Here is a 10,114-nt window from a genome sequence, read left to right as displayed (position 1 = left end):
GTACAGAATAGTACATAAATTTACATAATATACTTCGAATTAAAAATATTCTTAGTTTTACATAAATTTAAATACTTTACATTAACACCGATTATGAAAAAAATATTACTTTCTGCATTGTTTCTTTTTGTTGGCGCAGCAGCATTCAGTCAAGTATTACCAAGTTTCCAGTTTGGTATTAAAGGAGGAGCGAACCTTTCCAAGTTTAGTACCAGCAATACATTTGACAGCGATAACCGCGCTGGTTATTATGCAGGCTTTTGGGCCCGTATAGGCGCTGCAGGAATACATTTACAACCTGAGCTATACTTAAGTGGTAAAAACGCCACATTGACCAATGATGCTGGCGGAGAAAATAAAGTGAAATTTACCAGTTTGGATGTTCCGGTGTTGATTGGAACCAAGATTGGTGCTGCTGGTATCGGGGTACGTTTAAATACTGGTCCTGTGGTGTCCTTTATTCTGGATGATAAACAATCTTTTGGTGCAGCTGCAGGCAACGTGTTTAAAGGAGACTTTAAAGGACAGAATTTTGCATGGCAATTTGGTGCAGGTCTGGATATAGGCGGCTTAGGTATAGATCTTAGATATGAAAAAGGACTTTCTAAAATAGGGAGAGATGGGTATAATGACACTAAGTTGAACCTGTTTACTTTTGGCTTGGCTTACAAGTTATTTTAGAAAAACTATTTATTAACATTTTTTCAACAGGAATATTGTCTTCCTGACGAAACAGCAGCGGTTAAAACCTTCAGCTTTTTATGAGTTGTTTAAAAGGGTAGCTTTTAAGAAGTTACCCTTTTGTTTTGGCGTTAAAATTGCTATTGAAAACCGCTAACTAAATCTATTCAAAAAAACTAAGGCCATGAAAATTAAAGAACTATTGCTCAATGGCAGGAGCTTCTCTGAGCTGCTGAAACAATTTTCTATCGAAGCTAAAGATATTAGGATCCAGGATGAAGATACCATCCTTCAGGACAGTAACAGGCAGCATAAAGATATTGTTAAAGAGAGTATTTGCATTGAGGGAAAAAACAAAGACGGTATTGTTAACTTCTTTGGGACTTTACATTACAATTTACTGGATCAGCTTGCAGTTTTTGAAGTTCAGGGTTATGAGCAGGTGCAGCGAGCAGGTTAAACCTCTTTAAGTTCATAATTGAAAGCACCTTTGATAGGCCTTATTGGAGTTTTTCTGGCTTCGCTCAATACTTTTACAAAACAAGCACCAAAGTAAAAGATAAAAGAGGAATAAAATACAAATAACATGATGAGTACTATAGAGCCAGAAGCACCATATATATTCCCTATATTGCTTAAAGGCAGCATGATACGTAAAATGTAGCGGCCAATTGCAAAAAATACACCGGTCAAAATTCCTCCTCTGATTGAAGAAGCCCAGGTAGGTCTTCCATTGGTTAAAAAGCGGAAAAGCACCGTAAACCAGATGGTTACAATAGCAATAAACAGTAGTTGGTTGAGGCCCAGAAGAAGGAACTTGCTAAATGTTGGTGCTGCAGTTTTGATATAGGCCCCAATAAATACCTGGATACTATCTGTAAGAAGTCCCACAAAAAACAACAGACCTGCAAGAAGTATGATCACCATAGACCGGGCTCTTAATTTCAGTTTAAAATAGAAAGAAGATTTATCTTTGATACCGATAGACCAAATCTGATCCATAGAATTCTTAATTACGCTGAATAAGGTGGTTGCGACAAACAAAAAGAAAATAAAACTAAATAAAGTTGCATACCAGTTCTGGTCCAACCCCCGTATATTCCTCAAAGTTTGCCTTATTTGTTGGATACTGCTTTCATCCAGTAAATTGGCAAGTCTTTCGAAAAGACGGTTGACCAACACTTTTTTGTCTATAAAAAAACCAAATAACCGGATCAGAATAATTAAGATGGGAGGAAGTGCAAAATTTGCAAAAAATGCAGTAGCACCGGCCAAACGTAAAGGGTCGTTTTTTTGAAATAATTTAAATGCAATTCTAAAATGTACTACAAATCTCTTTATTTCATGTGTCCAGTTCCTAATCATTCCCCTTTTTATCGCCTTTTTGAACCGAAAGTACTTATTTTTTGTGATATTCTATGTTCCGGGGCCAGTGCTTTATCAATGAAACAAGAATGTTATGAATTAAGATAGTAAAAAGAAAAGCCGGGAAATCTTCGCCGGCCTTCTCAGTTTTCACTATGAATAAGTATTTTTAGATAAAACTATAGATTTCCTCTTAGTTCCTGTTCACGTTCAAGTGATTCAAATAGGGCTTTAAAATTCCCCGCACCAAAAGATTGAGCCCCTTTTCTCTGTATAATCTCAAAGAATAAAGTCGGTCTGTCTTCCACAGGTTTAGTGAAGATCTGTAATAAATAACCCTCTTCATCGCAATCCACCAGTATGCCCAATGCTTTCAGCTTTTCAATTTCTTCGTCAATTTCGCCTACGCGCTCCGGCATCATATTATAATAGGCTTCCGGAGGAGCACTTAAAAATTCTACTCCTCTGGATTTTAATTCAGAGACAGTTTTAAGAATATCTTTGGTGGCTACAGCAATATGCTGAACGCCTTCACCTTCATAGAACTCCAGGTATTCTTCAATCTGCGATTTCTTTTTTCCTTCTGCAGGTTCATTGATCGGGAATTTAGAGAATCCATTGCCATTGCTCATCACTTTGCTCATCAACGCTGAATATTCTGTATTGATCTGTTTGTCGTCAAAAGAAAGGATATTCACAAATCCCATAACATCTTCATACCATTTTACCGTATCATTCATTCTGTGCCAGCCTACATTTCCTACACAATGGTCAATATACAATAGCCCTGCATCTGATGGATTGTAGTCACTTTTCCATTCCTGGTAACCAGGTATAAATACACCTTCGTAGGCTTTCCGCTCTACAAACATATGGATGGTCTCACCATAGGTATAAATACCAGACATGCGGACTTCACCGTGTTCATCCGTTAGGGTAACAGGCTCTAAGTAAGGCTTTGCACCGCGTTTGGTTGTCTCTTCAAAAGCACTGTATGCATCATCTACCCACAAAGCAAGCACTTTAACGCCATCACCATGTTTTTTAACATGTTCTGCAATTGGGCTTTCTGATTTTAAGGCTGTAGTTAAGACCAAACGGATCTTTCCTTGTTTGAGTACATAGGAAGCTCGGTCGCGGACACCAGTTTCCGGTCCTGCATAAGCCAGGGATTGAAATCCAAATGCTGTTTTATAGTAATGTGCAGCTTGTTTCGCATTTCCTACATAGAACTCGATATAATCGGTTCCATTAATGGGCAGGAAATCCTGTGCTTTAGAAATCTTTTCTGCGAATGTTTGTGTTGACATTGTTTTTTTATTTAATAGAGTTAGTTTCGTTTCATTGCTGTTTGTGAGTATTTACTCATAACGGTTTTATTCTATGTTGATCTGCCAGCTTTTATGGTAGCTTTCATCTTCAATGCTAAGCGCATCTTCTGTCAGCATCAAGGGACGGAAAGGATCAATCATCACAGCAAGCTCTTCGGTCTTTTCTTTTCCTATAGATTTTTCAACTGTACCGGGGTGAGGACCATGGGGAATACCACCTGGATGGAGGGTAATTTGTCCCTTTACTACGCTTTTTCGGCTCATAAAATCGCCATCTACATAATACAGTACTTCGTCGCTGTCTACATTGCTGTGGTTATAGGGGGCTGGAATGGATAAAGGGTGATAGTCGTATTTCCTGGGTACAAAAGAACAAATCACGAAATTATGTCCTTCAAAGGTTTGATGTACCGGTGGAGGTTGATGTAAACGGCCTGTTATAGGTTCAAAATCGTGAATGGAGAAAGCCCAAGGATAATGAAACCCGTCCCATCCAATAAAATCAAAAGGATGGGTACCATAAGTATAAGGATAGATCAGCCCTTGTTTTTTAATAAGCACTTTAAAATCACCAAACTCGTCTATAGTTTCCAGATCGGTAGGTTTTCTAATATCTCTTTCACAATAAGGGGAATGTTCCATTAACTGACCATATTCATTGCGATAGCGTTTTGGACTGCGTATCGGACTAAAACTTTCTATGATAAAAAGGCGGTTGTTCTCATCATTGAATTCCATCTGGTAAATAGTGCCGCGGGGAACCACAACGTAATCGCCGTATTTAAATTTGATCTTTCCAAAACCTGTCTTCAGTGTTCCACTGCCTTCATGGATAAAGATCACTTCATCCGCCTGGCTGTTCTTGTAAAAGTAATCCGTCATGGATTTTCTTGGTGCAGCCAGAGAGATATGCAGGTCACTGTTGACCAACACGGGCTTTCTGCTTTTCAGGTAATCATCTTCCGGTTTGATGTTGAAGCCGATCAGACTGGTATGTTTCAAATGTTTTTCCCGTGCAATTTTTGGTTCGACAGAGTAAGGCTCACCCAGTGATTTTACAATAGTGGGGGGGTGGCAGTGATAGACCAGGGAATAAAGGCTTGAAAACCCTTCGGTAGATACCAATTCTTCGGCATAAAGTTCACCGTCAGGTTTACGGAAAACGGTATGACGTTTTGCAGGAATTGATCCTAAAGTATGATATATAGGCATATCGTTAGATATTTGGTTAACGTAAGTAACTTTGTTAAAAACAGATTAAAACGGGAAACGTTTTATAAATCAGAGCGTAAGTGTACGTCCTAAAGAAATGTTACAGGAAAGAATATTGAGCAAAGATGAGCTTGGACAGCATTGCATATCTGAAAGCCGCCAGGACCTGGCTGGAAATCTGTTTCTGATAGGTAAGATTACTGTCTGTCATAATTGTAGTGCTAAGTTAATGAAATTATATTTAACCATGCAAGTCTGTCAGGTCTATTTATTTCTGCAAGTTTTTATAACCAGGATTGGACTAATTTTTTCTAGCTTTGGCTGTCAAAATCAAATAACCGTATGAAATGTACCAGGAAAAGCTGGTCCTTACAGATCGTACCTAAATGTAAAAAGTATGAAACTAGTATCTTATAAGACAGAAGACACAGAACATCTTGGTGTATTCGTAAACGGACACATTTACAATTTAAATTCTTGTGATAAACAATTGCCGGATGAAATGAATGCTTTTTTGCAGGGTGGGGAGGTTTTGATGGAAAAGGCAAAGAAAGTGGATGCTCAGATCAAAGCAGGTGAAATAGCGCCTAAAGAAGAGGTTTTTTTCGAACTTCTGGCGCCGGTGCCTCATCCCACGTCCTGCCGGGACGGTTATGCTTTTCGTCAGCATGTGGCAGCAGCCAGACGCAATAGAAAAGTAGAAATGATTGCAGAATTTGATCAGTATCCCATCTTTTATTTTACCAATCATAATGCAATCCAGGGACCAGGTGAGATAGAATGTATGCCTGATCATTTTCAAAAACTGGATTTTGAACTTGAGGTCGCTATTGTTATCGGAAAAAAGGGAAGAAATATTACAGCAGCAGAGGCCGACGATTATATAGCAGGTTACATGGTGATGAACGACATGAGCGCAAGAACACTGCAAATGGAAGAAATGTTGCTGAATCTTGGCCCGGCTAAGGGAAAGGATTTCTCTACGGTGATTGGCCCGTGGCTGGTTACTCCAGATGAACTGGAAGCGTATAAAACGGCGGCAAAACCGGGTCATACGGGTAACGCCTATGATCTTAAAATGATTTGTACAGTAAATGGAGTGGAAGTATCTGCCGGCAATATGGCGGATATGGACTGGACATTTGCAGAAATCATAGAACGTTGTGCCTATGGTGTGGATATTTTGCCTGGGGATGTGATTGGTTCAGGAACGGTTGGAACAGGTTGTTTCCTGGAACTGAATGGTACTGGTTTGTTAAATAATCCGGATTTCAGGCCGCAATGGTTGCAAGATGGTGATGAGGTTGAAATGGAAATTACCGGTTTGGGCAGGCTGATCAATACCATCAAAAAAGCAGATTCGGATTTCTCTATACTTGCTCTTAAAAAATAATGCTGACCATAAAAACATCTGATCTGAGCCCGGCGCAATTGCAGAATTATTTACAATATGCGATTGCACCGAGGCCCATTTGTTTTGCAACAACAATAGATCTGGAAGGAAATATCAATCTCAGTCCTTTTAGTTTCTTTAATATGTTTAGTACGAACCCGCCTTTGTGTGTCTTTTCGCCAGCCAGGAGGGTTAGAGACAATACAACCAAACATACTTTGGAAAATGTACTGGAGGTGAAGGAGTGTGTGATCAATATTGTGAATTACGCCATGGTTCAGCAAACCAGTCTGGCCAGTACAGAATATGGCAAGGGGATTAATGAATTTGAAAAGGCCGGTTTTACCATGCAGCCTTCCCAGCTGGTCCGACCGCCAAGGGTGGCTGAGGCGCCGGTTCAAATGGAATGTGTCATTACAGAAGTGATCCATTTAGGCGAAAATCCCGGTGCAGGTAATCTTGTGCTTGCCGAAATTAAGCTTATCCATATCAAGGAGGAGATTCTGGATGAGGAGGGTAAAATAGACCAGGCTAAAATAGATCTGGTTGCCCGTTTGGGAGGAGATTGGTATTGCCGGGTGACGCCAGAGAACTTATTTAAAGTAGCTAAACCGCTAACTACACTTGGAATAGGTGTTGATGCCTTACCCCATGCGGTCAGAAACTCGTTCGTACTTACTGGTAATGATCTGGGTATGCTGGGAAACGTAGAAATACTGCCCGAAGCGGAAGAAATAGAGTTGATCCGGTATCATCCAGCCGTAAAAGAAGTTCTTGATGCGACAATCGGAGATGCAGGCACCCGGGAACGGGAACTCCATGAACTTGCACAACAATTGCTGCAGGGAGGATACATTCAAGAGGCCCTGAAAGTGGTGCTTCTGGAAACTTAGATGATGCTAACCGCTTTAATGAATCTGCTTCGGTAATAATCATCCATTTGAGTGATCGTTACACCATGCGCCTTACCAGAAGTAGAGTGGATAAACTTGATCTGATCACCATCAATAGAATAAATTATACCTACGTGCCCGATTTTTCGGATGCGTGGGTTAGTCCCCGTAAAGATCAGAACGTCTCCAACTTTTGCATTTTCCAGAGATACGGGCGTTCCGGCATCAGGAAATTCTCTGGAAGAACGTGGTACACTGAATCCAAAGTTTTCAAATACATAACTGACAAAACCTGAACAATCGAAACCTCGTTTTGGATTGCGGGAGGCATAATGGTAAGGACTTCCGATCAGGGTCTTTGCAAAGCTGATCAACTGACCTGCTGTTTGCTGTGCAGGTAATTGCAAAACCAGTTTCTGAACAATTTGCTGAAATTTTAGGGGAACAACAGTTTGTGACTTGCCTTGCAGAGCGAAAAAGAACACAAAACAAAAAAGTGTAAGGGTTTTCTTCATATACAGCCAAAGATATTAAAATATTTATGGCATGGTTATAATGTTGATAACTTGATGATTATCACCCTTACACCTTGATTTATGGCGTGGTTACTGCAACTGGAATAATCTTTCCATTAAAAAATTTGTGTCCGGTCTTTGCAAAATCAGCAATATATTTACCCATTTCAAAGGCCATAACGGGAGACTGGTAACCTGGAAAAGCTTGTTCCAGCATCTCTGTCTGAGCTGATCCGAGGGCCAGACAATTGACTTTAATGCCTGTCTCGGCCAGTTCAAAAGCGAGACATTCTGTTAAGGTATGAAGTGCAGCTTTGCTGGAAGAGTAAGCCGACAGGCCTGGAAATTTAACACTGCCCTGAAACCCGCCCATACTACCTATATTGACAATGTGACTGCCACTTTTCATCAGAGGTAAGACATGTTTGATCATATTAAAATGACCCAGTACATTACTTTGCAGCATTTCTGCGAAATCCTGTACACTGGTGTCTTTAAAGGCTTTATTAATCAACGCACCTGCATTGTTGATCAGGATGTCTACATGCCCAAGTCTTTCCGTTAAGAAAGGAATAAGAGCTGCGTAGTCGTCATTTACGATGTCAAATTCTACCGGAAGCAGATTGCAATCCGGGTTGATACCTTTAGCTATTTCCAGTAGTTTTCTCAGTTTATCTGCAGAGCGGGCAATGCAAACGATGTGATTTTCTGTCCTTAAGCTAAATTCTAAAGCGGCTTCGAAACCAACTCCGCTGCTGGCGCCAGTAAGTACTATATTCATGTGTTAATCTTCTTCAGTAATTAATTGGTTAACGGGATTCTCAATAACAATAAGACCGTCAGTAATGAGTTTTCTGTAATCTGATTTTGTAGTTGCTTTGTAGGTAAGGTAGTTACGTATTTCCCCCTCCAGTTCGGGAAAGAGCTTTTTGTGGTAAACTATTTCCAGGATTTCCAGGGCACAAAGCCAGTCTTCAGGATATTCGTTTTTCAGAAACAGAAACAGTCCGGGTAGTTCTTCTGTATTGATATTATCTTCCCTTATGGAACGTACCCGGGCATACAATTGATGTAGATGCTGTGTATGTTCATCATAGGTTATTTTATGTGTTTTCTTCTGGCTAATATGGATAATTTCATCAAAAGCTTCTTTATCTGCTGATCCGTTGAATACGGAAATGATTTTTTCTCCCACAGCCATATCATAAGTGCCCCATTCTGGCTGGAACAAGATGTTTCCGGAGGCCTCTTTCACTGTACAATTCTCCAGGCTGATCAGGATATTTTTGTCCTCGTGCCGAAGTATGTGGGTAACTTCTCCTTTTACCTGAATGCCACTTTCAAAAATGAGGTTTGCGTGTTGTCCTGCAGAAATACCGTGCATCTCCAATTCGGTAGCATTCATCTCTTCAACAGAAGTATTTATTCCTTTTAGTTTGCCTACAGGAGAAGAAAAACCGTCCTTGTGATAGTGCTTGCCGTGCCCTTCCAATTGTTTGTTTTCAACAGCCAGTGCGGTACCTCCTGTCGTCTTAATGAAACTCAATTCACCCTTTTCATTTGTGCCCATATCGGTAAATGTACCGGTCACCTGCAGACCAGAGCTGTACACTGCGGTTGCAGGATTTTTGCATTCTATAGCTTTGTGGATACTTTCTGCACCTCCACGTCTAAAAGACATGGTGTCTGCAAATTGTTCGAGTACGTCGATTAAATTCTGAAAGGTTTCAGTGACAAATAATTGAGGCTGCGGTTTGGTAATGTCGTACTGATAGTTGATGGTGTCCATGGTATACCACAATTTTTCAACGTCTTCTTTCATACAGGTTGAACTCTCCCCGATAGAAGAAAGCAAACCTGCACCATAGATTTTTGGATTTTTTAAAGTGCCAATCAAGCCATACTCTACAGTCCACCAGTGCAGGCGGCCAAGTAAGGCCATTTCTGACGGTTCGCCCATATTGTCTGCAATTTTCCGCAGATGTTTTTCTGCTTTCTCTATTTCTGTTTGATTGGTGTCTACGGCTTCTTTTAAAATGGAAAGATGACGTATGGCCTCATAGAGTTCAAAATCTTTGGAAGAAAACATTGCTTTTGCACCAATAGAGCCAAAGTAGCTTAAATAACTGTTGTAATCCGCATCTGCAATGATAGGGGCATGTCCTGCAGATTCGTGAATGATATCCGGCGCGGGTGTGTATTCTATATGATTGATCTGACGAATATCGGCAGCGATAACCAGTACGTGATAGGCCTGGTACTCCATAAAAGCAGCAGGAGGGATAAAACCATCTACGGTAACGGCACCCCAGCCAAGCTTGCCCAGATTGTCATTCATGGTCTGAAGATCAGGTATGCGTTCTATACTTAAGCCTGCACGCTGTAATCCTTTTATATATGGATAATAGGCAACGTGCTTCAGGTAGCTGTAATTCTGGCGCATTACATAGCGCCACACCGCCTGGTCTATTGGTGTGTATTTTTCATAGTGCTGTTCCACAATGAATTGCCTTAGGTGTTTTGGCAGTTTAGCCACTTGTGGGTTGTTAAAGTCGTTGAAATCGGACATCACAGTTTTTTATGATCTGGTTAGTTAAATCAGTTGGGTAAAGTTAAACAAATAAAATCTAGAGGAGTTAATGTTGTTGCCTGGTTTGGACTGGGAATATATATGGTTTAGTTCTAAAAGGGAATTGGAAAAATTTTAAATTATTTATTTTGTTG

The 10,114-nt window shown here is 40.3% G+C and carries 10 protein-coding genes; 4 read left to right on the top strand and 6 right to left on the bottom strand.

What is annotated here, in order from left to right:
- Positions 1 to 93 precede the first annotated feature (93 nt).
- Positions 94 to 681 (top strand): porin family protein, encoded by a 588-nt coding sequence (locus tag DBR11_RS15500; protein WP_108553566.1) that lies wholly within the window; start codon positions 94 to 96, stop codon positions 679 to 681.
- 184 nt (positions 682 to 865) lie between these two features.
- Entirely contained in the window at positions 866 to 1,141 is a 276-nt protein-coding gene (locus tag DBR11_RS15495) for a hypothetical protein (protein ID WP_108553565.1), read from the top strand.
- On the opposite strand, the gene DBR11_RS15490 is transcribed toward DBR11_RS15495, so the two are convergent.
- From DBR11_RS15490 to DBR11_RS15480, 3 genes are all read right to left on the bottom strand, one after another.
- On the bottom strand, positions 1,138 to 2,046 hold the full coding sequence (locus DBR11_RS15490) for a YihY/virulence factor BrkB family protein (protein ID WP_108553564.1): 909 nt from the start codon (positions 2,044 to 2,046) through the stop codon (positions 1,138 to 1,140). The two genes, DBR11_RS15495 and DBR11_RS15490, sit on opposite strands and share 4 nt — an antisense overlap.
- Before the next feature lie 179 nt (positions 2,047 to 2,225).
- Entirely contained in the window at positions 2,226 to 3,356 is a 1,131-nt protein-coding gene (gene hppD / locus DBR11_RS15485) for a 4-hydroxyphenylpyruvate dioxygenase (protein WP_108553563.1), read from the bottom strand.
- Positions 3,357 to 3,422: 66 nt separating this feature from the next.
- A complete protein-coding gene (locus DBR11_RS15480; RefSeq protein ID WP_108553562.1) occupies positions 3,423 to 4,589 on the bottom strand; it encodes a homogentisate 1,2-dioxygenase in 1,167 nt (388 codons plus the stop codon).
- A 397-nt stretch (positions 4,590 to 4,986) separates the two neighbouring features.
- Here DBR11_RS15480 and DBR11_RS15475 point away from each other — a divergent pair, with 397 nt between their 5' ends.
- The gene (locus tag DBR11_RS15475; RefSeq protein WP_108553561.1) at positions 4,987 to 5,982 is read left to right on the top strand and encodes a fumarylacetoacetate hydrolase family protein; all 996 of its coding nucleotides are present in this window, start codon (positions 4,987 to 4,989) and stop codon (positions 5,980 to 5,982) included.
- The gene (locus DBR11_RS15470; protein ID WP_108553560.1) at positions 5,982 to 6,875 is read left to right on the top strand and encodes a flavin reductase family protein; all 894 of its coding nucleotides are present in this window, start codon (positions 5,982 to 5,984) and stop codon (positions 6,873 to 6,875) included. The genes DBR11_RS15475 and DBR11_RS15470 overlap by 1 nt, the downstream gene beginning before the upstream one ends.
- On the opposite strand, the gene DBR11_RS15465 is transcribed toward DBR11_RS15470, so the two are convergent.
- From DBR11_RS15465 to DBR11_RS15455, 3 genes are all read right to left on the bottom strand, one after another.
- On the bottom strand, positions 6,872 to 7,390 hold the full coding sequence (locus DBR11_RS15465; protein ID WP_108553559.1) for a C40 family peptidase: 519 nt from the start codon (positions 7,388 to 7,390) through the stop codon (positions 6,872 to 6,874). The two genes, DBR11_RS15470 and DBR11_RS15465, sit on opposite strands and share 4 nt — an antisense overlap.
- A gap of 79 nt (positions 7,391 to 7,469) precedes the next feature.
- The gene (locus tag DBR11_RS15460; RefSeq protein ID WP_108553558.1) at positions 7,470 to 8,171 is read right to left on the bottom strand and encodes an SDR family oxidoreductase; all 702 of its coding nucleotides are present in this window, start codon (positions 8,169 to 8,171) and stop codon (positions 7,470 to 7,472) included.
- Between the two features lie 3 nt (positions 8,172 to 8,174).
- Complete coding sequence (locus DBR11_RS15455) at positions 8,175 to 9,959, bottom strand: aromatic amino acid hydroxylase (protein WP_108553557.1); 1,785 nt, start codon at positions 9,957 to 9,959, stop codon at positions 8,175 to 8,177.
- Positions 9,960 to 10,114: the final 155 nt, after the last annotated feature.

This window comes from Pedobacter sp. HMWF019 (assembly GCF_003061025.1).
GTDB lineage: Bacteria > Bacteroidota > Bacteroidia > Sphingobacteriales > Sphingobacteriaceae > Pedobacter.
Note: the sequence above shows the minus strand (reverse complement) of the source record. Positions and strands in the feature narration are given on the sequence as shown.